Source organism: Shewanella vaxholmensis, from assembly GCF_031932135.1.
Classification (GTDB): Bacteria; Pseudomonadota; Gammaproteobacteria; order Enterobacterales; family Shewanellaceae; genus Shewanella; species Shewanella hafniensis.
Genome location: NZ_JAUOEV010000007.1, coordinates 115,953 through 140,802, shown reverse-complemented (window position 1 = coordinate 140,802; position 24,850 = coordinate 115,953). Strand labels below are relative to the sequence as shown.

Annotated in this window: 20 protein-coding genes; 13 read left to right on the top strand and 7 right to left on the bottom strand. The window is 45.8% G+C overall.

Annotated features, from left to right (window positions below; all coding sequences use genetic code 11):
- The first annotated feature begins 17 nt into the window (after nt 1-17).
- The 5 genes from Q4Q46_RS08665 to Q4Q46_RS08645 all read left to right on the top strand — a co-directional run bounded on the left by Q4Q46_RS08665 (nt 18) and on the right by Q4Q46_RS08645 (nt 5,208).
- Nucleotides 18-512 carry an NUDIX hydrolase gene (locus Q4Q46_RS08665; RefSeq protein WP_311905726.1) on the top strand — a complete coding sequence of 165 codons (495 nt, stop codon included), beginning with the start codon at nt 18-20 and terminating at the stop codon, nt 510-512.
- A gap of 282 nt (nt 513-794) precedes the next feature.
- The gene (gene mnmA / locus Q4Q46_RS08660) at nt 795-1,913 is read left to right on the top strand and encodes a tRNA 2-thiouridine(34) synthase MnmA (protein WP_311905725.1); all 1,119 of its coding nucleotides are present in this window, start codon (nt 795-797) and stop codon (nt 1,911-1,913) included.
- Between the two features lie 3 nt (nt 1,914-1,916).
- Entirely contained in the window at nt 1,917-2,534 is a 618-nt protein-coding gene (gene hflD, locus Q4Q46_RS08655; RefSeq protein ID WP_226058443.1) for a high frequency lysogenization protein HflD, read from the top strand.
- A gap of 29 nt (nt 2,535-2,563) precedes the next feature.
- Nucleotides 2,564-3,934, top strand: coding sequence for an adenylosuccinate lyase (purB, locus tag Q4Q46_RS08650; protein ID WP_226058442.1), 1,371 nt, complete (start codon nt 2,564-2,566; stop codon nt 3,932-3,934).
- A 134-nt stretch (nt 3,935-4,068) separates the two neighbouring features.
- Entirely contained in the window at nt 4,069-5,208 is a 1,140-nt protein-coding gene (locus Q4Q46_RS08645) for a ribosomal protein uL16 3-hydroxylase (RefSeq protein WP_311905724.1), read from the top strand.
- A gap of 178 nt (nt 5,209-5,386) precedes the next feature.
- Here the strand turns inward: Q4Q46_RS08645 and Q4Q46_RS08640 are convergent, their stop codons facing one another.
- The gene (locus Q4Q46_RS08640; protein WP_006081945.1) at nt 5,387-5,836 is read right to left on the bottom strand and encodes a DUF4826 family protein; all 450 of its coding nucleotides are present in this window, start codon (nt 5,834-5,836) and stop codon (nt 5,387-5,389) included.
- A gap of 280 nt (nt 5,837-6,116) precedes the next feature.
- On the opposite strand from Q4Q46_RS08640, the gene Q4Q46_RS08635 reads away from it, so the two are divergent.
- Both Q4Q46_RS08635 and Q4Q46_RS08630 read left to right on the top strand, forming a co-directional pair.
- Nucleotides 6,117-7,151 carry a Glu/Leu/Phe/Val dehydrogenase dimerization domain-containing protein gene (locus tag Q4Q46_RS08635; protein WP_259585936.1) on the top strand — a complete coding sequence of 345 codons (1,035 nt, stop codon included), beginning with the start codon at nt 6,117-6,119 and terminating at the stop codon, nt 7,149-7,151.
- Nucleotides 7,152-7,343: 192 nt separating this feature from the next.
- On the top strand, nt 7,344-7,688 hold the full coding sequence (locus Q4Q46_RS08630; protein ID WP_006081947.1) for a hypothetical protein: 345 nt from the start codon (nt 7,344-7,346) through the stop codon (nt 7,686-7,688).
- 138 nt (nt 7,689-7,826) lie between these two features.
- Here the strand turns inward: Q4Q46_RS08630 and Q4Q46_RS08625 are convergent, their stop codons facing one another.
- The 4 genes from Q4Q46_RS08625 to ppsA all read right to left on the bottom strand — a co-directional run bounded on the left by Q4Q46_RS08625 (nt 7,827) and on the right by ppsA (nt 14,489).
- The gene (locus Q4Q46_RS08625; RefSeq protein WP_006081948.1) at nt 7,827-8,243 is read right to left on the bottom strand and encodes a MarR family winged helix-turn-helix transcriptional regulator; all 417 of its coding nucleotides are present in this window, start codon (nt 8,241-8,243) and stop codon (nt 7,827-7,829) included.
- A gap of 145 nt (nt 8,244-8,388) precedes the next feature.
- A complete protein-coding gene (locus Q4Q46_RS08620) occupies nt 8,389-8,862 on the bottom strand; it encodes a DUF1285 domain-containing protein (protein WP_311905723.1) in 474 nt (157 codons plus the stop codon).
- Nucleotides 8,863-8,979: 117 nt separating this feature from the next.
- Entirely contained in the window at nt 8,980-12,021 is a 3,042-nt protein-coding gene (ydiJ, locus tag Q4Q46_RS08615) for a D-2-hydroxyglutarate dehydrogenase YdiJ (protein WP_311905722.1), read from the bottom strand.
- Between the two features lie 98 nt (nt 12,022-12,119).
- Nucleotides 12,120-14,489, bottom strand: a complete 2,370-nt coding sequence (gene ppsA, locus Q4Q46_RS08610; protein WP_311905721.1) for a phosphoenolpyruvate synthase — start codon at nt 14,487-14,489, stop codon at nt 12,120-12,122.
- 124 nt (nt 14,490-14,613) lie between these two features.
- On the opposite strand from ppsA, the gene ppsR reads away from it, so the two are divergent.
- The 4 genes from ppsR to Q4Q46_RS08590 all read left to right on the top strand — a co-directional run bounded on the left by ppsR (nt 14,614) and on the right by Q4Q46_RS08590 (nt 18,220).
- Nucleotides 14,614-15,426 carry a posphoenolpyruvate synthetase regulatory kinase/phosphorylase PpsR gene (gene ppsR / locus Q4Q46_RS08605; protein WP_106650736.1) on the top strand — a complete coding sequence of 271 codons (813 nt, stop codon included), beginning with the start codon at nt 14,614-14,616 and terminating at the stop codon, nt 15,424-15,426.
- 182 nt (nt 15,427-15,608) lie between these two features.
- On the top strand, nt 15,609-16,673 hold the full coding sequence (locus tag Q4Q46_RS08600; RefSeq protein ID WP_311905720.1) for a 3-deoxy-7-phosphoheptulonate synthase: 1,065 nt from the start codon (nt 15,609-15,611) through the stop codon (nt 16,671-16,673).
- Nucleotides 16,674-16,874: 201 nt separating this feature from the next.
- A complete protein-coding gene (locus tag Q4Q46_RS08595) occupies nt 16,875-17,339 on the top strand; it encodes an acyl-CoA thioesterase (protein WP_311905719.1) in 465 nt (154 codons plus the stop codon).
- A 218-nt stretch (nt 17,340-17,557) separates the two neighbouring features.
- A complete protein-coding gene (locus tag Q4Q46_RS08590; protein ID WP_311905718.1) occupies nt 17,558-18,220 on the top strand; it encodes a response regulator transcription factor in 663 nt (220 codons plus the stop codon).
- A 64-nt stretch (nt 18,221-18,284) separates the two neighbouring features.
- Here the strand turns inward: Q4Q46_RS08590 and cysB are convergent, their stop codons facing one another.
- Entirely contained in the window at nt 18,285-19,268 is a 984-nt protein-coding gene (gene cysB, locus Q4Q46_RS08585) for an HTH-type transcriptional regulator CysB (protein ID WP_106650738.1), read from the bottom strand.
- 228 nt (nt 19,269-19,496) lie between these two features.
- On the opposite strand from cysB, the gene zomB reads away from it, so the two are divergent.
- Complete coding sequence (gene zomB, locus Q4Q46_RS08580) at nt 19,497-20,276, top strand: flagellar motor control protein ZomB (RefSeq protein WP_261272789.1); 780 nt, start codon at nt 19,497-19,499, stop codon at nt 20,274-20,276.
- Between the two features lie 226 nt (nt 20,277-20,502).
- Here the strand turns inward: zomB and topA are convergent, their stop codons facing one another.
- Nucleotides 20,503-23,145: a type I DNA topoisomerase gene (gene topA / locus Q4Q46_RS08575; RefSeq protein ID WP_311905717.1), complete on the bottom strand. Its 2,643-nt coding sequence runs from the start codon at nt 23,143-23,145 to the stop codon at nt 20,503-20,505.
- Between the two features lie 330 nt (nt 23,146-23,475).
- Here topA and astB point away from each other — a divergent pair, with 330 nt between their 5' ends.
- Entirely contained in the window at nt 23,476-24,810 is a 1,335-nt protein-coding gene (astB, locus tag Q4Q46_RS08570) for an N-succinylarginine dihydrolase (protein WP_261273135.1), read from the top strand.
- Nucleotides 24,811-24,850 lie beyond the last annotated feature (40 nt).

Below are 24,850 nucleotides of genomic sequence, written 5' to 3'. Positions count from 1 at the left end.
CACTCAAAGGAGGCACTATGAGTCAACGATATAAACCCAATGTGACCGTCGCTTGTATTATTCATGCGACTTCACAGGATAAGTATCTGATGGTGGAAGAGTGGATTGATGGCGAGCAGCGCTTTAATCAGCCTGCTGGCCACTTAGAAGCAAATGAAAGCTTAATCCAAGCCTGTGAGCGCGAAGTATTTGAGGAAACGGGGTTATCACTTAACCCCCAAGGACTCGTCGGCATCTATCAATTTAGCGCCAGTGAAGACTTAGCCTTTGTGCGCTTTACTTTCTTCGTGCAGTTAAATGATATGCCCTCACCTGCGCCGCAGGACAACGCTATCCACAGTGCGCACTGGCTGAGTTTTGCACAGATAGAAGCCAAGTCATCTTTACTGCGCAGCCCCTTAGTGCTCGATTGCCTAAAAGACTATCTTAATAACGCACAACAGGGCCAAACTTATCCCCTCTCCTTACTCAATAGTGACCGCCTCACGATAGCCCAAGCGAGTAAGGCGTGATAGAATACCGCCCCGCATAAACGGCTTGTTAAACTTATGCATGTGCTAGTGCCTAGCGGCCTCTACGTGGCAAAATAATAGACTGTACAGTAGGCCGTAAATACGAGTTTTACTGTTAGCTCGCACTACACCCAAATTTTTAAGTTAGCTCTTTAAGTTAGCTTGGATTTAACGCTAGCCCATATTTTTTAAGCTAGGTTAGGCACTTTTTGTTACGCGCTCAATGTCGCGGCTTAACGTCAACAACCTAGCCAACACACATACTCAATGGTTTTAGGATCTATGACATTAATCGAACCCACTCATACAGGAAAAAAAGTCATTGTCGGCATGTCCGGCGGTGTAGATTCATCTGTTTCAGCCTATTTGCTTATGCAGCAAGGCTATCAGGTTGAAGGCCTTTTCATGAAGAACTGGGAAGAAGATGATAACAACGAGTACTGCGCTGCCGCAGAAGATTTAAAAGATGCCCAAGCCGTATGTGACAAGCTTGGGATCAAGCTACACACAGTCAACTTTGCTGCCGAATATTGGGACAATGTCTTTGAGTATTTCCTCGCTGAATACAAAGCGGGCCGCACGCCAAATCCCGATATCATGTGTAACAAAGAAATCAAATTTAAGGCATTTTTAGAATTTGCCGACGAAATCCTCGACGCCGATTACATCGCCATGGGCCACTATGTGCGCCGCCGCGATATTAGCGATGGCAGCACACAAATGCTCCGTGGCGTCGATGGCAATAAAGATCAAAGTTATTTCCTCTACACCCTTAGCCACGAGCAAGTGGCTCGAAGTCTGTTCCCTGTCGGTGAATTGGAAAAACATGAAGTACGTGAAATCGCAAAAGAAATGGGCCTAATCACCCATGATAAAAAAGACAGCACCGGCATCTGTTTTATCGGTGAGCGCAAGTTCACTGAATTCCTGGGCACTTATTTACCGGCGCAGCCTGGTAATATCGAAACCCCAGAAGGTGAAATCATAGGCACGCACCAAGGGCTGATGTACCACACCTTAGGCCAGCGTAAAGGCCTAGGCATTGGCGGTATGAAAAACAGCAATGACGATCCTTGGTATGTTGTCGATAAAGATCTTGAGCGTAACGTATTGATCGTAGGTCAAGGCGGACACCATCCTCGTTTGATGTCGACCGGCATGACAGTTAACCAACTGCATTGGGTGGATAGAACCGGACCTATCGATGGCTGTCATATCGCAGTGAAAACCCGTTATCGCCAACAAGATGTGCCTTGTACTCTTACCTACACAGATGAACACACCTTACGCGTGGTCTTCGATGAACCTGTTGCGGCGGTGACGCCAGGACAGTCTGCGGTATTTTATGATGGTGAAGTCTGCTTAGGTGGCGGCATCATAGATCAATTGATCCGAGGGTAAAGCGTGAACGAGCAATTAGTTAATCGGACCATGGCGTTTGCGGGCATACTGCAAGCCATTGCCCAAGTTCAACATTTAGCCCGCCATGGCGAATTAGATAATGCCGAGCTCGCGGCGAGCTTAAACACCATTCTCGTCACTAATCCTGACAATACGCCCGATGTCTACCAAGACAAAATCGTATTGCAAAAAGGCTACAAGCTGATCTTGAATCAGCTCGGTGACAGCAGTCAAAAAGATGTTGAAATCACCCGCTATTTAGTTGGCGTGTTGGCGTTAGAGCGAAAATTAGTTCGCTCTAACAGCGGTTTAGGCATGTTGGCCGAGCGCATTAATCAAGTGAATCGCCAGCTACATCATTTTGCGATCACAGATGAACAAGTGATTGCCAATCTTGCCAGCATTTACAGTGACATCATCAGTAATTTAGGGCCAAAAATCCAAATCTCTGGTAATCCAGTGTGCTTGCAACGCCCTATCGTACAACAAAAAATTCGCGCTCTGCTGCTTGCGGCCATGCGCAGCGCTGTACTGTGGCGCCAACTAGGCGGTAAGCGTCGACACTTAGTCTTCGCCCGCAAAGCCATAGTCGATACAGCCAAGAAAAGTCTTACCCTATAATAAAATTAGCGTTCATCAAGGAGCTTCACATGGATCTTTCCGCACTAACTGCTATCTCTCCGGTAGACGGTCGTTATGGTAGTAAAACCGCGTCATTGAGAGGGATTTTCAGCGAGTTCGGTCTTACCAAGTACCGTGTTCAGGTTGAAATCAATTGGCTAAAACTGTTAGCAGACTGCCCAGACATTAGCGAAGTGCCAACATTGAGCGCGTCAGCTATCGCCGTGCTCGATGGTATTAAAGACAATTTCAACGAACAAGATGCGCTGCGTGTTAAGGCTATCGAAAGCACCACTAACCACGATGTGAAAGCAGTTGAATACTTTATCAAAGAAAAAATCGCGGGTAATGCCGAGTTAGCAGCGGTTGGTGAGTTTGTTCACTTTGCCTGTACTTCCGAAGATATCAACAACTTAAGCCACGGTTTAATGTTGACTGAAGCCCGTGAGCAAGTATTACTGCCATACTGCAACGAGTTGCTGACTGCGATTAAAAAGCTGGCGATTGAATATCGCTCTGTGCCATTAATGTCACGCACCCATGGCCAACCTGCTTCACCTTCAACACTTGGTAAAGAGATGGCGAACGTCGCAGTGCGCCTTGAACGTCAAATCAAACAAATCGCCAATGTTGAAATCATGGGCAAACTGAACGGTGCCGTAGGTAACTACAATGCTCACCTGTCAGCCTACCCTGAAGTTAACTGGCATGAGCTATCTGAGCGTTTTGTGACTAGCCTTGGCTTGCACTGGAATGCCTACACGACGCAAATCGAGCCACACGATTACATTGCCGAATTGTTTGATGCGGTTGCCCGTTTCAACACTGTGCTGATTGACTTTGACCGTGATATTTGGGGTTACATCGCCCTAGGTCACTTCAAACAACGCACTATCGCCGGTGAAATCGGTTCATCGACTATGCCGCACAAAGTTAACCCCATCGATTTTGAAAACTCTGAAGGTAACTTAGGTATCGCTAACGCCCTGATGCAACATTTAGCGTCTAAGCTGCCGTTATCAAGATGGCAACGTGACTTAACTGACTCAACTGTGCTGCGTAACTTAGGTGTAGGTATTGCCCATGCGTTGATCGCGTATCAAGCGACCTTAAAAGGCATCAGCAAGTTAGAAGTTAACGAAGCGCATCTGCGTGATGAGTTAGATCACAACTGGGAAGTGTTAGCAGAACCCGTACAAACGGTAATGCGTCGTTATGGTATTGAAAAGCCATACGAAAAATTAAAAGAATTGACGCGCGGTAAACGTATCGACGCGCAGCAACTGTCAGTGTTTATTGACGGACTTGAATTACCAGACTCAGTGAAAGCTGAACTGAAGAAAATGACGCCAGCCAATTACATTGGTCGCGCAGAAACGTTTGTCGACGAACTTAAGTAAGTTTTTAACTGAACTTAGTTTTTAACTGAAATTAGTTATTAGCTGAAATTGGCGATGGACAATACTCTTTCATAAACAAAAATAAGGATTAAGGCGACTCACATCTGCGCGATGTGGTCGCCTTTTTTAACACTATGTATACACTCAATCTCGATATCGCCCAGTTTCTTAGTGAATACTGGCAAAAGAAACCCCTGCTGATCAAAAAAGCGTTTCCGCAGTTTGAAGATCCGATCAGTGCCGATGAATTAGCAGGCCTTGCCTGTGAAGAAGAAATCTCTTCGCGTATCGTCGTCACCAAAGATGATAACTGGGAAGTGGTTCAAGGCCCGTTTGAAGATTACGACAGCTATGGCGAAACCCATTGGCAGTTACTAGTGCAAGCAGTCAATCATTGGTATCCCGATTCGCAGCCATTAGTTGAAGCGCTACGCTTTTTACCTGACTGGCGTTTCGATGACTTGATGGCCTCATTTGCAACCCCAAGTGGCGGTGTGGGTCCGCACGTCGATAACTACGATGTGTTTATCATTCAAGGCGAAGGTGAGCGTCGCTGGACTGTGGGTGACAATACCCCGCAACAACGCCGCGGTGGCAATCCAAACTCGCCGCTGGTTGAAGACTTCACGCCAATTATCGATGTGGTGTTAGAAAAAGGCGACATGCTTTATATTCCACCCGGTTTCCCACACTGCGGCGAAACCCTAACTGTGGCAATGAGTTACTCGATTGGTTTCCGCGCTCCTAGCCAGCAAGAACTGATCAGTGAAGTCGCCGATTACCTGCTCGACAATAACTTAGGTCAGCAGCGTTTCACGTCGCAAACTGAACCGAGTTCAGCGGGTATTGTCAGCCAAGATCATCAAGTGGGCATCATGTCACTCTTGAGTCAGCTGAGCCAAGATCCCAATTGTTATCAAATCGTGTTGGGCAAGTTGCTTAGTCAAAACCGTTTCGAGCTTGACTTGTGTGAAGGCGAAGAAGCTTACAACATTGAAGATTTGCAAGATGCCTTCGCCCAAGGTGCTGGCATCAGCCGTATCGGCGGTTTGAAAGTATTGCGCCTTGAAAATGACGCCACGCCGCGATTATTCATCAATGGTGATGTGCACGAATTGCTAAATACACCGGTAGACGTTATCGCACAGTTGAGCGATAACGTGAGCTTAAGCGCCGATGAAGCAACTGAAATCTGTCAGCATGAAGAAGTTCAAGCCTTACTATTGAAACTCATCAATCAAGGTTTCTACTACTTAAGCGACAGCGAAGAATAACCCCTATCGACTTTGCTTGATGACCTTGTTCTTAATATAGGAAATTAACATAAAAGTCGGTATAAAAAAGGCACTCAATTGAGTGCCTTATTGTTATTTCAATTATCAGTATCAATCAACACAAGTGACTGTATTAACTTAATACTATCTCACAATACAATCCTCAACTCATTTGAGCTTAGGCATTCCACAGCTTATCGTCATTGTGCATACGATATAAACTCTCGGCGCGCGATACCAGTAATTGCGCAAATTTGGCCTGCGTGGCATCACGGGTTGCACCTGAACGTACCAAGTTTTCCGCCTGCATTTGCCACATCATAGAGAAATGACGCACCGCATCACGGGCCGTTGCCGCCACTTTCACATCGACGAAATCCGATGGTAAATCGCCCGACATCACCCAATAGGTTTTGTTGCTGGGACGCTTTGATTCCATTTTCCAAATCGCCATGTAAGGCGCAAGATAACGACTTTCATCGGCCAAGACTTTACTTGGGATCACGCCTTTTTCAGCGAGGAAACGATTGGCTTTTTGAAATTGAGTTCTGACCCACTCTTGACGCAGCTTTTCCACTTCTTCAGCTGATAAATTCTGTTGAGTTTGGTCGACAGCTTGTTCAGTCATACTTCCGTCCTATCTTATTGTTATAACGCGAACCTAATTCTTTGGATCAGTGCGCGATTCATTCTATTTGTGACATTAAATTCAGTACAATCCATTTTCAACCGCAAAGCTTACGTTTACGTAAAGTGGAAAGCTAAATTGCCACAAATAATGTATTTATTCGGTCATTATGCATGGTTGAGAGTATCGCTAAATGCTATGGTTCTGCAATAAATATAACAAGCAGTCGATGGGGACTCACCTCGTCGGCTTTTTCATTGTGTATAGCGGAGAAATTCACGTGGCTGTATTTAATCATGTATCCTTTGACGAACATGAACAGGTCGTATTCTGTCATGATAAAGAAAGTGGCTTAAAGGCCATTGTCGCCATCCATAACACCAACCTTGGCCCTGCTGTGGGTGGTTGCCGGATGTGGAATTACCAATCGGATGATGAAGCCCTGACTGACGTATTACGCCTATCTCGTGGCATGACTTACAAAAACGCCCTTGCCGGTTTAACCATGGGCGGCGGCAAATCAGTGATCATCGCCGATCCAAAAAGACAAGACCGCGAAGCCCTATTCCGCGCTTTTGGCCGTTTCATTAATAGCCTTGGCGGCCGCTATTATTCCGCTGAAGACGTCGGTACAACCACAGCAGATATCATGATTGCCCATGAAGAAACCCCTTATATGGCAGGTCTTGAAGGCAAGAGTGGCGATCCGTCACCGTTCACCGCCCTTGGCACTTATTTAGGCATCAAGGCTGCGGTTAAACATAGACTCGGTTTAGACAGCCTTAGAGGCCTTAAAATCGCCGTTCAAGGCGTAGGTCACGTTGGCTATTACCTGTGCAAACACTTGCATAACGAAGGTGCTGAACTGATTGTTACCGACATTCATCAAGCCTCGTTGGACAAAGTCGCTACCGACTTTGGTGCTATTGTTGTCGCGCCTCAAGAAATCTACGCGCAAGATGTAGATGTGTATGCTCCTTGTGCCCTTGGCGCAACTTTAAACGATGCGACCTTACCGCAACTGAAAGCCAAAATTGTTGCTGGCTGTGCCAACAACCAATTAGCTGAAGTACGCCACGGCGAACAGCTGAAAGAAATGGGCATACTGTACGCGCCAGACTATGTGATCAACGCTGGCGGCATTATCAATGTGTCATTCGAAAAAGATTACGACGCCGCAAAGTCTACCGCCAAAGTAGAAGAAATTTACAACACACTGCTGAAAATCTTCAGCCAAGCTGATGCACAGAACCGTACAACCGGCGCTGTGGCTGATGAAATGGCCAAAGCCATTATCGAAGCCGCTAAAAAGTAATTTACCTACTCGTGTAACATCCCCAAAAGCGACCTCTAGTCGCTTTTTTGTTATCTAAAATTTAATCTAGCGCTAAGCTCATGGTTTAGCCGCGCTTTTAATTTCGACACAGAATATTCATTAAATCACGCTGGAAAACGTCATATTTGTCTGCTTGAATTAGCCTCTCAGGTCCCAGCACAGGATAGCGCTATGATCCGTTTCAAGTATGATCTCAACCAAGATGTAGTTGAACTGCAAGCCAGTAATTGGAGCGGTTTAGAGCGGGTCTTTGTCAACGGCCAGATGGTGTCGCACAAGCTGAATTTTAAGCCTCAGAGCGAACATACTATTCAACTTAAAGACGGCGCACCTTGCAAGTTCGAACTGCTTATCGATCCCCAAACAGATGAGTTAATGTGCCGAATTTATAAGCAGCACACACTCGTCGCCAGCCTAAAACAAGGCAAAGAAAATTTGTTAGCCAGCCGCCGTTATTTGCAACACTCAGTAATAGCCGTCAGCCTACTCTGCGTCTTTGCACTTTACTTGAATTGATTGAGCCAGTTTAATCCCGCGAAGTGACAGATGAATGATGGGATTAAACTGGAGAAAATGAATTTAGACAATCACATACAGATAGCAGTGAAAACGGCTAAACCGCAGTATCCCTCCATACCGAATGAATCCGTATCATTAAGCCAAGCGATTGATTTTATTTAATAGTAAGACAAACTGCTGCTGCTCCTCATCACTGAGGTTAGACAGGAACTTTTCGTTGACCCGCTCAGCTTCGCAAATCAGATCTTGCTCTAACGCTTTGGCTTCATCGGTCAAAAAGATTTGAAAGGCGCGCCGATTATCGGCTTCTTGATGGCGGGTAATAAGACCTTGTACCTGTAACTGATCGAGTAAACGCGTCATCGTGTAATTTGCCACATCGCAACGCTTAGACAATTCAGTTTGACTGATACCCTCCTCTTGCCACAAAGCAAACAGCACAGGCCACAGTTTTATATCGAGTTGATATCGCTTAAGATGCAGATCAAGCTCATTTTGCAGCTCGATATTTAAGTGGGAAACAAGATAGCCTAAGCTTTCATGACGATTCAAACAGCACCTCCTACAACAAAGGTTTTAACGCGTTTTCACTTACCCTGTGCGCCATTATAAGAAGCCAGAGTCAGTTTTAATACTACCACTTAACCCGCAATAAACTAGCTAACACCACAGCTAATTATGCGATTAACCTACGAACTCACAGCTCATTTAGATCAGATAAATTGAATTCATTCACAAAATTATAGTAACAAGCACGGCCTAATTTTCCCCATAACCCACGCTCAAGCGGCAAATAAACACTGTCATCGGTGAGCTTCATCTGCTTTATATCCACATTGTGGTGCAGAGTGTCAATACTGGTGCTCACATTGAGCAGAGAATGAGGTTGCGCTCGCTCGAAATCGACAATCAGCAGAGGCGCATCTTCAACCTGCACTCGCACCTTTTCCACTGGGGTAATTAAGAAATACTCATCATCGATGCAATGCAAAATACTGGCGAACAACTTAGCAAACTTTGCTGGCAGCGATGTACCTAGATATGTCCAATCACCCAAGGCGTTAATGTCAAATAGTGGGACGTCACTGCAGAGCGGCGCTACTGTCGTTAATGCGCTATCGGCGGCGAATTGTTGGAGTGTGTGTTGAATACTGTCAGTCATCTTTTCCATCTAGGCCTCCGTCGTCCATAAAAAAACCAGCCTTGCGGCTGGCTTTAGTGTGACATTCAACACTTAGATATGCCAGTGAGGATAATGACAAGCTCGCTAGCTAAGTGATAAACACCACTATATATTTGCTAACTCAAGCAAGGCCTCAAGTGGATGTTTTGGCTTGTAACCGGCAAAACGTTTCACTTGAGTACGGCAAGAATAGCCCGACACTAACACTTGCGGCTGTTCAATCTTAGCGAGAGTTTGCTGCCAAGACATCTCAAACAAAGCTTTAGAGCGCTCGAGGTTTTCCGCCTCATGACCGTAGGTTCCGGCCATACCACAACAACCTAAATTGACTGCGCTTAACTTAGCACCAAAATGGGCAAATATTTTAGTCCACTCATTGGCGGTATTTGGCTTGGCCGTCGATTCAGTGCAATGACTAAACCAGGTATATTGCTTATCTTGTGGCGCTTTCGCGGGTAGATCCTTGATGACATTAAGTAGCCATTCGTTGGCTAACTTAACCTCAAAATGACCGCGATTAGCGCCTAAGACTTCACGGTATTCGTCGCGATAACACAAGACTAAGGCAGGATCGATACCGACCATAGGCATGCCCAGTTTATGGACTTGGTTCAAAAAGTCCGCACTCGACTGCGCAGTTTTCGCGAACTTATCTAAAAATCCCTTGATATGCGTTGGCTTTCCATTGGGTTTATAGGGCAACAACACAGGTTTTAAACCAAGCTTTTCAATCAACTGGATAAAGCGCAGCACAAGACCTGAGTCATAGAAACTGTTAAAGGGATCTTGCACCACCAGCACAAACTGTGAGCGCGCCTCTTCTGGGATAGCCTGCAGTGCAGCTAAGTCGTAACCACGGCTTGCATGACCATCGAGTCTTTGCTTCAAGGTCGGCACAGATAACGCAGGCGCGTCCACGTAACCAATCGCCTTTTTAATCACCCATTGGCTCAATGGATTTTGCGCGGCAAAGTTAGTAAGACGCGGTGCAGCGGCCATTAATGGCAAGCTATCTTCGATACCTGCAACAAGATAGTCCTTCGCCGGTCTTAAATAGCGTTGATAGTAAATATTAAAGAACTGCGCCCTAAACTTAGGCACATCCACTTTGACCGGACATTGCCCAGAGCAGGCTTTACAGGCCAAACAGCCCTTGAGCGATTCCATCACTTCGTGGGAATAATCATAATCGCGCTGGGCGTTCAGGGTATTTTGAACGCGCTGCAGCAAACCTAAGGGCTTTGCTTTTGCCAGTGCGTTGACATCAACCCCTTCAGCCTCCAGCAGCCTGAGCCACTCTCTCATGAGTCCTGCACGTCCCTTAGGCGACTGTACTCTATCGCCTGTCACCTTAAACGATGGGCACATGGGCGAATAGCTACTGTAATTAAAACACAGGCCGTTGCCGTTACAATTCATCACATCGGGGAACGCATCACGTACTTCGATGGGAATTTGTCGGTCAAATTTACCGCGCTTAACACTGTCAACATCGTAATAGAGGGAGCCAGTCTGTTTAGGCGCCACCAGCTTGCCGGGGTTTAATCGGTTGTCGGGGTCGAACAAGCCTTTGATATCTTGTAGAACGCCGTATAATTCATCACCAAAGACAGCAGGACCGTATTCACCACGCACGCCTTTACCGTGCTCGCCCCACATCAGGCCGCCATATTTAAGCGTCAGTGCAGCCACTTGATCGGAAATGACCCGCAGTAGTTTTTCATCTTCAACATCGCACATATCGAGTGCGGGCCGTACATGCAACACGCCCGCATCCACATGACCGAACATACCGTATTGCAGATTATGGCCATCGAGTACTGCGCGAAACTCCATAATATAATCGGCGAGTTTTTCGGGCGGCACCGCAGTATCTTCCGCAAAAGCGATAGGTTTACGACGTCCTTTAGTGGCGCCGAGTAAGCCAACGGCTTTTTTGCGCATGCCGTATATTTTTTCGATGCTTGGCTTGTCTTGCGTCACTTGGTAACCCAATACGCCGCACTCGCCTTTGCTGATCTGCTCAGTCAAGACAGCTTCAAGACTCGCAAGCTTTTGCTCAACCTCTACTGTGTCACCAGCAAATTCGACCATATTGAGGCCGTCGATGACTTTACCCGGCACTTCTTGGATCAGATCAGATACCGAGTGCCAGACAATATCTTCACGGGCTAAATTCAGCACTTTTGAATCGACGGTTTCGACCACAGTCGCCCGCGCGGCGACTAAGGATGGCGCATGACGCAATGCCGATTGGAACGAATCGTACTTAATGTTCACCATAGCGCGCTCGGTCGGCAGCGGGGTGAGATTGAGTTTAGCTTCGGTTATTACCGCAAGCGTGCCCTCTGAGCCCGTTAAAATCCGAGATAAATCGAATTGTGTCAGGCTGTCGTTCCACACGTGTTTTAAGTCATAGCCAGTGAGGAAACGGTTAAGTTTAGGAAATTGGTTTTCAATCTGAGTACGCTTTTCGCGGCATACCGCCGCCACAGCAGAAATCAGTTTCTGCCCCAGCGGATTATCACTGACGTTATCTGGGTTACACAGTAGTCCCGCATCTAGGGGATGCGTATCCAGCACACTGCCATCAATCAACACACTGCGTAGCGCCAGCACGTGATCTGAGGTCTTACCATAAACCAGTGAGCCCGCACCCGAGGCATCGGTATTAATCATGCCGCCAATTGTGGCGCGGTTTGAGGTGGATAAATCGGGACTAAAAAAGAATCCATGGGGACGCAATACATCGTTGAGCGCATCTTTAACGACACCAGCTTCAACTCGCACCCAACCTTGCTCAGCATTCACTTCGAGCACGCGGTTCATGTAACGCGACACATCTAAAATCAAACCATGGGTGAGAGATTGTCCGTTGGTGCCCGTACCACCGCCCCGCGCACTAAAGGTCACGCTGCGAAATGCGTCGCTGGCGGCCAGCGTCAATGCAATTTGAATATCCTGCTGATTTTTAGGATAAAGCACGGCTTGAGGCAAAAATTGATATACAGAGTTGTCGGTGGCTTGCACTAAACGGGCGCTGTAACGTTTGTCTATATCACCGGAATACTCACTTTGCTCCAGTGCATCAAGGTATGCCAAATACACTGGCTCTAATGTTTGTTGATGTGATAGCAGGGGTAGCATAGATGGCTTCTGTCAATTATCGTTATGGCGCCATTATAAACAAAAAAAAGCCGCTAAAAAGCGGCTTTTTTAACAAGTTTATAAAATTACTATCTAGATCAACCGTGCGCTTCGGCTAAATACAACCAAGTATCAATCACAGTATCAGGGTTTAATGACACTGTATCTATGCCTTGTTCTACCAACCAAGCGGCAAAATCAGCGTGATCTGAAGGACCTTGACCACAAATACCTATGTAAGCGCCCTTCGCTTTAGCCGCTTTAATGGCTAATGAGAGTAGCATTTTAACGGCTTCATCACGCTCATCGAATAAATGGCTAATGATACCTGAGTCACGGTCAAGGCCGAGTGTCAGCTGAGTTAAATCGTTTGAGCCGATAGAGAAGCCATCGAAATGCTCAAGGAATTGGTCTGCTAACAGGGCGTTTGAAGGCACTTCACACATCATGATGACACGTAAACCGTCTTTACCACGCTCTAAACCTTGCTCTTTGAGCAGACCAACCACTTGCTCAGCTTCTTTCACTGTGCGAACGAATGGGATCATAACTTCAACGTTTTTCAGCCCCATGTCATTACGAACGCGTTTGATCGCTTCACACTCAAGGGCAAAACAGTCACGGAAGGATTCAGAGATATAACGGCTCGCACCGCGGAAGCCCAGCATTGGGTTCTCTTCTTCTGGCTCGTATCTGTCACCACCAACCAAGTTTGCGTATTCGTTAGACTTAAAGTCTGACATACGTACGATCACTTTCTTCGGATAGAAAGCTGAACCAATAGTCGCAATACCTTCAACCAGACGGGCAATATAGAACTCAACTGGAGATTCATAACCTGCGATCATCTCGTTGATTTCAGTTTGCAGCGCAGCGTCTTGTTGATTGAACTCAAGCAGTGCCTTTGGATGAATACCGATCATACGGTTGATGATGAATTCTAAACGCGCTAGACCCACGCCTTCGTTTGGCAAACGGGCAAAATCAAATGCACGATCAGGGTTACCCACGTTCATCATGATTTTCATTGGCAATGTAGGCAGAGAATCAACACGGTTTGAAATCACTTCAAACTCTTGTTTACCTTCGTAGATAAAGCCAGTGTCACCTTCGGCGCAAGACACAGTCACGATTTGACCATTCTTGATACGGTCAGTTACGTCACCACAACCTACGACTGCTGGCACACCCAATTCGCGGGCGATAATCGCCGCGTGACAGGTACGGCCGCCACGGTTTGTGACGATAGCACTTGCGCGCTTCATGATAGGTTCCCAATCTGGATCTGTCATGTCAGTCACTAACACGTCGCCAGGTTGGATTTGATCCATATCGGCGATTGAGGTTAATACTTTGGCTACACCAGTACCCACTTTATGACCGATAGCGCGACCTTCACAGATCACAGCGCCACGGCTCTTTAAGTGATAACGCTCAATTAATTGCACATCTTCACGGCTACGAACCGTTTCTGGACGTGCTTGAACGATATACAGCTTGCCGTCGTTACCGTCTTTCGCCCATTCGATGTCCATTGGACGACCGTAATGTTTTTCGATAACCATAGCTTGCTTAGCTAATTCTTCGACTTCAGCGTCATTGATTGAGAATTGGCGACGCTTGTCAGCACTCACGTCTTCAATTTTCACTTGTTTGCCGTGAGCAGCATCATCTGAATACACCATTTGGATGAGCTTGCTACCGATATTACGGCGCACAACAGCCTTATGACCTAAGGCTAAAATCGGTTTGTGAACATAAAATTCATCAGGGTTTACCGCGCCTTGAACAACCATTTCACCCAGACCAAAAGATGAAGTGATAAACACGACATCGTTATTGCCAGATTCAGTGTCCATAGTGAACATCACACCTGAAGCCGCTTTGTCTGAACGAACCATGCGTTGCACGCCAGCAGACAAGGCAACACCGTGGTGTTCGTAACCTTGGTGAACACGGTAAGAAATCGCGCGGTCGTTAAAGAGTGAAGCGTAAACGTGCTTGATAGCCGTCAGTACAGATTCAAAACCTTTAACGTTTAGGAAAGTTTCTTGCTGACCCGCAAAAGACGCATCTGGCATATCCTCTGCTGTTGCAGAAGAACGTACCGCGAATGACGCTTCGCTAGTTTCAGCGGCAAGTTTATCGTAAGCTTCACGAATGGCTTGCTCTAATGCTGGTTGAAATGGGGTGTCGATAACCCACTGCCTGATCTGTGCACCTACTTTAGCCAGCGCATTGACATCATCTACATCCAGTGTGGCTAGAATGTCATAAATCTTCTGGTTAACTCCGCTTTGTTCAAGGAACTCGTTGAACGCATGGGAAGTTGTCGCAAATCCGCCAGGTACTTGAACACCGGCATTGGCCAGATTGCTGATCATCTCGCCTAGAGAAGCATTTTTACCGCCAACTAAGTTGACGTCACCCATGCTTAATTCTTGATACCAGAGTACGTATTGCTGCACAGTTCTATCTCCGCAAGTTTATTTCAGTGGCCCCTTCACACGAGGGCAGCGGCATTTTACACTCCTGCCGAACACGCGTAAATCTATAATTTTATTTGTAATTTTATTACTACAAGAGGTCAGTATGGCACCAAAAGTATTCTATATCTCCGACGGGACAGCGATCACAGCTGAAGTTTTTGGTCATGCAGTTCTCTCGCAATTTCCATTAGAATTTGAGTCACTTACAATTCCATTCGTTGAAACTCTCACGAAAGCGGAGCAAGTTAAGCGACAAATTAATGATTGTTTTATTACAACAGGTGAACGGCCCTTAGTGTTCCATTCCATCGTCAAACCAGAAATTCGCGACATTATTTATTCGAGTGAAGGCTTAGATTATGATTTTTTGAATACTTTCGTGGCACCACTCGAACAACATTTAGGGGTTTCAGCTTCTCCGGTGCTACATCGCACCCATGGAAAAGCCAATCACGGCTATGAAGCGCGAATTGATGCCATTAATTTCGCCATGGATAATGATGACGGCCAGACCATGAAACACATGGATCAAGCCGATCTAGTTCTACTTGGGGTCTCACGCTGTGGCAAAACGCCCTCTAGCCTGTATTTATCAATGCAGTTCGGCATCAAAGCAGCAAACTACCCTTTCACCGAAGATGATATGGATAACCTCAAGTTACCTGAAGCGTTGAAACGCAATAAGAAAAAGCTGTTTGGTTTAACGATTGACCCCGTGCGTTTACATGAAATCCGTCAAAGTCGAATGGAGAATAGCCGCTACTCGTCACTCAAACAGTGCCGCTTAGAAGTCAAAGAAGTGGAAATGCTGTTTAAACGTGAACGCATTCCTTATATAGATACGACGAATCATTCCGTGGAAGAAATTGCCACCAAAATCTTAGATGTCACAGGCCTAGAACGGCATATGTTCTAAGCTTGCAGAGTGAAACGCAGCCAGAAAAACCGAGTGAATTTAGCTTAAATGAATCTAACTTAAATCAAATTCATTGCACAGTTGCCGACAATTAACACAATTGGCGCTGTGCAACTCGGTTCGATTCGTTATAATCCGAGGCAATCTGGCGAAAAGCGCCGCACGCAAGCTCGGTATTTTGAATGACCATAAAAACAGACGAACTACGCACTTCCTTATTAGCAAAAGTCATCTCACCTGCGCAACTGGCATCTGAGTTCCCATTAACTCAAGATGCGGCCGATTATCTGGTTCAGCAACGTCGTGAAGTCGAAACCATTATTATGGGTGAAGACCAACGTCTTTTGGTGATCATAGGCCCCTGCTCAATCCACGATACCAAAGCGGCATTAGATTATGCGCAGCGCTTAGCCGCATTACATCAAGAATTGAAAGATGATTTGTGCATCTTAATGCGGGTCTATTTTGAGAAACCTCGCACGATTGTTGGCTGGAAAGGATTAATTTCTGATCCCGATCTTGATGGCAGTTTCGAGCCAAACAAAGGCTTACGCATTGCTCGCGAGCTACTGCAACAAATCACTGAATTAAAATTACCTATTGCCACGGAATTTTTAGATATGGTGAACGGCCAGTACATCGCCGATCTCATCACTTGGGGCGCAATTGGCGCGCGCACCACTGAAAGCCAAGTTCACCGTGAAATGGCTTCGGCACTGTCTTGCCCTGTTGGTTTTAAAAACGGTACCGATGGCAATATCAACATCGCCGTCGATGCAGTGCGCGCCGCACAAGTTCCGCATATTTTCTATTCACCGGATAAAGATGGCGCGATGGCTGTTTATCGCACCCACGGTAATCCGTTTGGTCATATCATTCTGCGCGGCGGCAAAACGCCTAATTACCACACCGAAGATATCGAAAAAGCACGCCAACAACTTGCCTCTGTTGGGGTCACTCAACGTATGGTGGTTGATTTCAGCCACGGTAACAGTGAGAAGAATCACCTTAAGCAGCTTAACGTCGCCGATGAAATCATGGCGCAAATGCGGGCAGGCAGCACTGCCATCGCCGGTATTATGGCTGAAAGCTTCTTACAGGAAGGCAACCAGAAAGTCGTTGCAGACCAACCACTCTGTTATGGCCAAAGCATCACCGATGCCTGCTTACATTGGGATGACTCAGAAGTCCTGCTGCGTAAACTGGCAGCCGCTTCCCGCGAGCGAAAAGCACTGTTAGCGAAATAAGCCTGACGCTCGAAAAAATGTCCGAAGCGATATACGTTTTCCAATAAAAAAACCGATCTTAGATCGGTTTTTTTATTAAGAGCGGTTTAAGAATCTTCAGCCACATTCTTAATGAGTGTTAAAGCCAGTACATTTCTATCTTTAAGAATTAAAAATCTCTATAATTCTGCCTTATTTTGCTGCATTACCTTAGGTTGCTGTATGTCGCTTACGCCCATTTCTCCAAACACCGAAAGTACCTCCCGAACCGAACCTCCTGAAGCACAATTCCCAGAAGCGATTCAAACGCGAATCGATTCCTCAGAAGCGCGGGTTATCAAGGCGGTATTTCCATCTATCACCAATCATCACAATACCTTATTTGGTGGTGAAGCTTTAGCGTGGATGGATGAAACAGCCTTTATCGCTGCGACTCGTTTTTGCCGTAAAACCTTAGTAACTGTGAGTTCCGATAGAATCGATTTTAAAAAACCGATCCCCGCAGGCACATTAGCCGAACTGATCGCGCGGGTGATCCATGTCGGTAACACCTCATTGAAAGTTGAAGTGAATATCTATGTCGAAGACATGTATCAAGACCATCGAGAGCATGCCATACGTGGTGTGTTCACCTTTGTTGCAGTTGACGAACAACGAAATCCCACCCAAGTGTGGACATACGAGTAGTTTGTGACGATTGAAAGACACTGAACCGCCCGTCATCTCGGGCTTTTCATCGCGACGTTGCAATTTAAATATGTTTTTTATAACACCGACCAAAGTCTAACAATCAGAAACATATCAAAATTTTGTCCTGATTCGTGAATAAAGCAATAGGATCCTTGATTACTTTTCTGTTACATTGAGTTCAATCTTCACGCGCCCCGAACATAATCATAAAAGCCATGAAGCTAGAAAACTTAAATATTATTATCGCAGACGATCACCCATTGTTCAGAAATGCACTACGTCAAGCGCTGACCACAGCGTTTGAACATGCACAATGGTTTGAAGCCGACAGTGCTGATGCACTGCAATCTGTATTGGATGTCCGTAGCGTCGACTACGATCTTGTACTGTTGGATCTGCAGATGCCAGGTTCACACGGATACTCCACCCTTATCCATCTTCGCTCACATTATCCCGAACTACCCGTTGTAGTGATATCAGCCCACGAGGATATCAATACCATTAGCCGTGCAATTCATTATGGCAGCAGTGGTTTTATCCCTAAATCGGCCTCGATGGAAACCCTCAAAGAAGCGCTAAGTGCAGTGTTATTCGGGGATATTTGGTTACCTAAAGGCGCTGAGATTATTGATATCGATGACGATGCCGTTGATAAAATGGCCAGTAAATTATCCGATCTCACGCCGCAGCAATATAAAGTGCTGCAGATGTTTGCCGAGGGTTTGTTAAATAAGCAAATTGCCTACGATCTTGGCGTTTCAGAAGCGACCATCAAGGCGCACGCGACTGCCATTTTTAGAAAACTGGGCGTTCGCAACCGTACCCAAGCTGTTATAGCACTTGCTCAACTTGAAATGGATAAAGTCGATTTATCTTAATCGCTCATCCCATAAAAATGCCGCTTATATTAGCGGCATTTTTATGTCGGCAACTCGTCGCCAATTAACGCATTGGCAAATTTTTATCAGCAAACATTTCATCGATAAGCTGCTGGTCCCGTAAGGCGACGGCTTTCTCCACTACGTCACGGGTTAAATGCGGCGCAAAGTGCTGAATAAAATCATACATATAACTACGCAAGAAGCTGCCCTTCCTGAAGCCAATTTTAGTCGTACTGTGAGCAAACAAATGGCCAGCATCAATCGCCACTAGATCTTTATCAATATTAGGGTCAATCGCCATTGAGGCGATAACGCCCACACCTAATCCCAAACGGACATAGGTCTTCAGCACATCGGCGCTGGTCGCACTAAAAACGACACGCGGCTCTAAATTGGCACGATTAAAGGCTTTCTCAATTTCAGAGGCTCGGTCAAAACCAAACACATAGGTCACTAAGGGGAAGCGCGCTAACTCTTCGATGCTAATCGGATTATTTAAGCTACGAGTCGCAAGGGGATGATCTTTAGGCACCACGATGGAGCGATTCCAGTGATAACATGGCAGCATAATCAAGTCGGAATACAAATGCATTGCTTCGGTCGCAATGGCGAAATCCGCATCACCACGCGCTGCCTGTTCGCTGATCTGTGCTGGCGTCCCTTGGTGCATGTGTAAATTCACTTTAGGGTAACGATCAATAAACTGGCGGATGATTGTTGGTAACGCATAGCGCGCCTGAGTGTCTGTTGTGGAAATATTTAACTCGCCTTGATCGGGCTTAGTATATTCTTCTGATACTTTTTTAATGCTTTCTACTTTACCTAAAATATCATTGGCAATGCTGATCACTTGCAAACCTGCAGGTGTAACATGGGTTAAGTGCTTACCGCTACGACCAAATATTTGGATCCCCAACTCATCTTCAAGCATGCGAACTTGTTTGCTGATCCCTGGTTGAGAGGTATACAAGTTTTCAGCAGTTGCCGACACATTGAGGTTATGTTTTACGACCTCAGCAATATACCTGAGTTGTTGCAGTTTCATCTTATTTCCTTGTCTCAAACACGCAAAATGCCATTAACAACTGAGCCCTCAAAGCACTCTCAGCTATAATCAATCGTTATAGTATATAGTAAAATTTAAAGCAAATAGGAATATAGAGCACAAGTCTGCAGATTCATACGACAGAAATGATAACCTAGGCTAAGATAACTATGCTAGTTTATTGATTTATTGTAGCATTAGCTCAATTGGATAAATAATGGAACATCTATGTCATTCACCTTGGTTCTGATCCTCATCGGTGCGCTTTTACTGCTTGTTATCGGAATTAACGTATTACAACAACAAAAAGAACGCGCAGAAGCAGAGCGTCGCATTGAATTTGCCCGTCAAAGAGCAATTATCGATGAAACCGAAGCTGTGTTATCTAACACAGGGATGATGCCTTGTAGCACGAATATTGTGTTGGTTTTGTACCGCCGTGTGCAAGATGCCTTGCAAGCTGCGACAGCAATTAGTAATACCCAGCAACAGTCTGATTATCAGCGCCGCCTAGCCGATATTAATAATCAAATAACAACCCTACAGTCTGGTCAATCTCAATCACCACCGATTGAGAATTTCAGACTACCCGATAACGACAAACAAATTTTAGCGCTAGTTCAAACCTTGAAAAAGCTCAAGGCAATACTCAGAGCCGAGCATAATAAAGGTAAAGTCGACCCGAGCATTTTTGCTCAGGAAGAAAATCGTATCGACAGTTTACAGCTCAGGATCAATGTTGATTCCATGCTTTCCCGTGCCAGAGCGGCCAGTTTTATGAAGCAATATGGTTCATCAAAACAAATGGTGACTAAAGCACTATCGACATTGCACGCGATTAAGGCACAAACGCCTAATGACCCTTTCATTGGTCGTAAAGTGGATGAGGCTAAACAATTGCTTGATGAGATTATGGGCGCGCAAAAACAATCTGAACCCAGTGCACCTAGACCTAAAAATGAAGAAGATGATATCGACATGCTGTTTCAACCGAAAAAGAAATGGTGATCAGTTACTGTTTGCTTACCTTTAAGTTGAATTAGCGGCACGTCTTCCACTCGTTCTTCAGCGTTATTGGGCGTGGTGAGTGAGTGCGAGTAAAGCGAGCAACATTTTTGGCTCATTATCTGCCGCAACAAATCAGTCTCTAAAGAAAATCGAAACAAAAAAGCCAAGTCATAATTGACTTGGCTTTTTTGTTATTCTCTTGGCGTTAAACTAACTCAATCCGCCGCTATGCGCTTTTCTTGGCTTTCTTGGTAGTCTCACTCACCCACTTGCCATTAACGTAATGCGCTGACCAACCAGTGGCTTTGCCGTCGACTTCAGTAGCAACGTATTGCTCTTTCGTCTTACGGCTAAACTTCACCGCAGCTTTATTGCCTTCGTCATCAGTGACGGGCGCATCGGCTAAATATTGATACTTAGGCCACAGCAGCTCGCGGTATTGAACCAGCTCTTCAACCAGAGGTGCACGGGTTTCCCGTGATTTCGGGAAAGTACTGGCCGCTAAGAAGATCCCTGCTGCACCATCACGTAATACGAAATGGGCATCCGATTTGCTGCATTTCAGATCAGGCAAATAGATAGGATCTTCTTTTGGTGGCGCAGCCTCGCCGTTCTTCAGTAATTTACGCGTATTTTTACATTCGCTATTGGTACAACCAAAATACTTACCAAAACGGCCGTTTTTCAGTTCCATGTCGTGGCCACAGCGATCACACTCAATCAGCGGACCTTCATAGCCTTTGATCTTGAATTGGCCTTCTTCGACTTCATAGCCTTCACAAATCGGGTTGTTACCACAGACGTGTAGCTTACGCTTCTCATCAATTAGGTAACTGTCCATCGCTGTGCCGCAAATACTACAGCGGTGCTTCGCACGCAGTGCATCAGTCTCGGCATCTTCACTGTTTTCGCTAATCGCCTCAACGCCAGGCGTAAGGTTCATCGTTGTCTTACAGCGCTCTTTAGGAGGTAATTCGTAACCAGAGCAACCCAGGAAAACACCAGTCGTACCTGTACGAATACCCATAGGGCGACCACAGGTTGGGCACTTGATATCCGTCATTACCATTTGGTTAAGACGCATGCCACCTTCTTCGGGATCCAGCTCCGCTTTTTCTAATTGCTTAGTAAAGTCAGCATAGAAGCCATCGAGCACTTTTTTCCAATCTAATTCACCGCGAGCCACATCATCTAATGTTTGCTCCATGCTGGCGGTAAAGTCATAGCTCATTAAATCAGCAAAACTGCCGACTAATCGCTCGCTGACAATTTCGCCCATTTTTTCGGCATAAAAACGACGATTCTCAACTTTTACATAACCCCGATCTTGAATCGTTGAAATAATAGTTGCATAGGTCGATGGTCGGCCAATGCCGCGTTTTTCTAATTCTTTAACTAAAGAGGCTTCGCTGTATCGTGCAGGCGGTTTAGTAAAGTGTTGTTTAGGTTGCAACTCTTTTAACGCTAATACATCGCCTTGTGCCACAAATGGCAACGTATTGTCTTCTTCGTTTTTCTTCTTGAGTGCTGTTTGAACTCGAGTCCAACCATCAAAACGTAAAGTACGTCCCGTTGCTTTGAGCTCATAGTCACCCGCTTTTACGGTCAACTTAGTGGCATCATATTGGGCTGGCGTCATCTGACACGAGACAAACTGGCGCCAAATAAGCTCATATAAGCGCTGAGCGTCACGTTCCATATCAGATAAGGTCGCTGCTTGCACTTGAACGTTCGATGGACGAATCGCTTCGTGAGCCTCTTGTGCACCTTCTTTCGATCCGTATCGAATCGGTTCGGCGGGTAGATACTTATCACCAAATTCTTTGGCAATCATATCGCGCAAGTTTTCAACGGCTTCTTGACTCAAATTGGTCGAGTCGGTACGCATATAAGTGATATGACCAGCTTCGTAAAGTCGCTGCGCCATCATCATGGTCTTCTTCACACCAAAACCTAAGCGTGTACTCGCGGCCTGTTGCAGTGTCGACGTAATAAAGGGAGCCGATGGTTTACTTTGAGTCGCTTTATCTTCGCGGGCCAGTACAGTAAAACTTGCCGCAGATAACGCTTGAACCGCAGCCATCGCTTGCTGTTCATTGATAGGATTAAAGGCAGCATCTAGATGCTTAACCACTTCCATCCGCAAGGCTTCTTGAGCGGGCGTACTCAGCTCTGCATGTACATCCCAGAACTCTTCCGGTACAAAGGCTTTAATTTCGCTTTCACGTTCAACCACTAAGCGAACGGCAACCGACTGCACTCGTCCAGCGGATAAACCGCGAGCGACTTTTTTCCACAGCAGTGGCGACACCATAAAACCGACAACTCTGTCTAAGAAGCGACGGGCTTGCTGGGCATTAACCATGTTAGTGTCGAGTGTCGACGGCTTGCTAAAAGCGTCTTGAATCGCAGACTTAGTAATTTCGTTGAAAACCACACGTTGATACCGTGAAGGATCCCCGCCAATCACCTCTTGCAAATGCCAGGCGATAGCTTCTCCCTCACGGTCTAAGTCGGTTGCGAGATAGATTTGGTCGGCAGAATCGGCAAGTGCCTGTAACTCTTTAACAACCTTTTCTTTGCCAGGCAAAATTTGATACTTAGCCGCCCAGCCCTTTTCAGGGTTTACGCCCATGCGAGACACCAGCGCTTGCTGATCTTTCACCTTTTTATATTGAGCTTTTTCTTCTGGCGACATTTTCTTAACTTCGGCAGCGGATTTAACCTTTTCATTGCCTTCTGAAGTCGATGATGTCGGCAGATCACGGATGTGACCTACGCTCGATTTAACGATGAATTCTTTGCCAAGATATTTATTAATAGTCTTAGCTTTGGCCGGTGATTCGACAATAACTAGCGATTTACCCATAGTTTAATTTGCGCCAAAAAATCTCAAGAAGGTGGAAATTGGCACCATATATAGAGGGTTGTACTGATAGTTTCAAGTTAATCCCTCTTTTATATGTACCAGCGAGTCACTTTTTAATCAAAGTTGAAAAAATGTAAAAATATAATATGCGTAATTAAAAACTAATATTTCATTATTTGCCAGCAAGCAAGAAATAGTTATGCATTTATCGTGAAAAAGTCGCTTTGAGCACAAAACCGTCCGCTTGTGCACTCGAAAAGCTTCAGTATACTGGGTTCCCTCAGGGACCATATGAACAAATAATAACTTTCCCTATCACAAGGATAAGCAATGAAGCACTTTGAAGCGAATTTTGATGGACTCGTTGGACCAACACACAATTACGCAGGGTTGTCTTTTGGCAATGTCGCCTCTCTCAGCAATGCCGCCTTAGTTTCCAACCCCAAAGCTGCTGCGAAACAAGGACTCCAAAAAGCCAAAGCACTTGCCGATATGGGCATGGTTCAAGGCATGTTAGCCCCTCAGGAGCGTCCAGACCTCTACACATTGCGCCGAATTGGATTTTCCGGCTCTGACGCCAATGTATTAAAACAGGCTGCTAAAGAAGCGCCTATGCTACTTAATGCCTGCTGCAGTGCATCCAGTATGTGGACTGCCAATGCCGCAACTGTCTCACCCAGTGCAGATACACGTGACGGCAAACTGCATTTCACTCCAGCAAATTTAGTCGATAAACTGCATCGCAGCATCGAGCCCCTCACAACGGGGCGCATATTAACAGCAACTTTCAGTGATCCCCACTATTTTCATCACCATAGTCACTTACCTGAGCATAATAGCTTCGGTGATGAAGGTGCGGCGAACCACACTAGGCTATGCAACGAGTACGGCCATGCCGGTGTAGAGCTGTTCGTTTATGGGCAAGAAGCCACCAATCCCAATACCCCTAAACCGCAAAAGTATCCAGCTAGACAAACCTTAGAAGCATCGATGGCGGTGGCACGCTTACATCAGCTTGAAGAAGATAATTGCGTCTTCATCCAGCAGAATCCTGATGTCATTGATCAAGGTGTATTCCATAATGATGTTATCGCAGTAGGTAATCAAAATGTGCTGTTCTACCATGAACAAGCCTTCTTAAATACCCAACATAAAATTGATGAAATTAAACGTAAGCTCGATACCGAACTGTATTTCATTGAAGTGCCCACCGCTAAAGTGGCGATTAACGACGCAGTCAAAAGCTATTTATTCAATACCCAGATTATTACGCTTCCTTCTGGTGAAATGGCCATTATTGCCCCAACCGATTGCCAAGAAAATCCGGCAGTATTTGCCTATTTGAATGAACTACTGACGCTGAATACTCCCATTAAGCAAGTGCTTTACTTCGACGTAAAACAAAGCATGCAAAACGGCGGCGGCCCCGCCTGCCTGCGTTTGCGTGTTGCAATGAATGAGATGGAAGTCGCGGCAGTGAATCAACACACTCTAATGAATGATGCCTTATTTTCGCGTTTAAACCTTTGGGTAGACAAACATTACCGTGACAGATTAACCACTCAAGATCTTGCTGACCCTCAGCTAATCATCGAATCACGCACTGCATTAGATGAGCTCACGCAAATCATGAAACTAGGTAGCGTGTATCAGTTCCAGCGATAATGAATAAATATAATTCCAAAAACTAGACAATAAAAGCGCA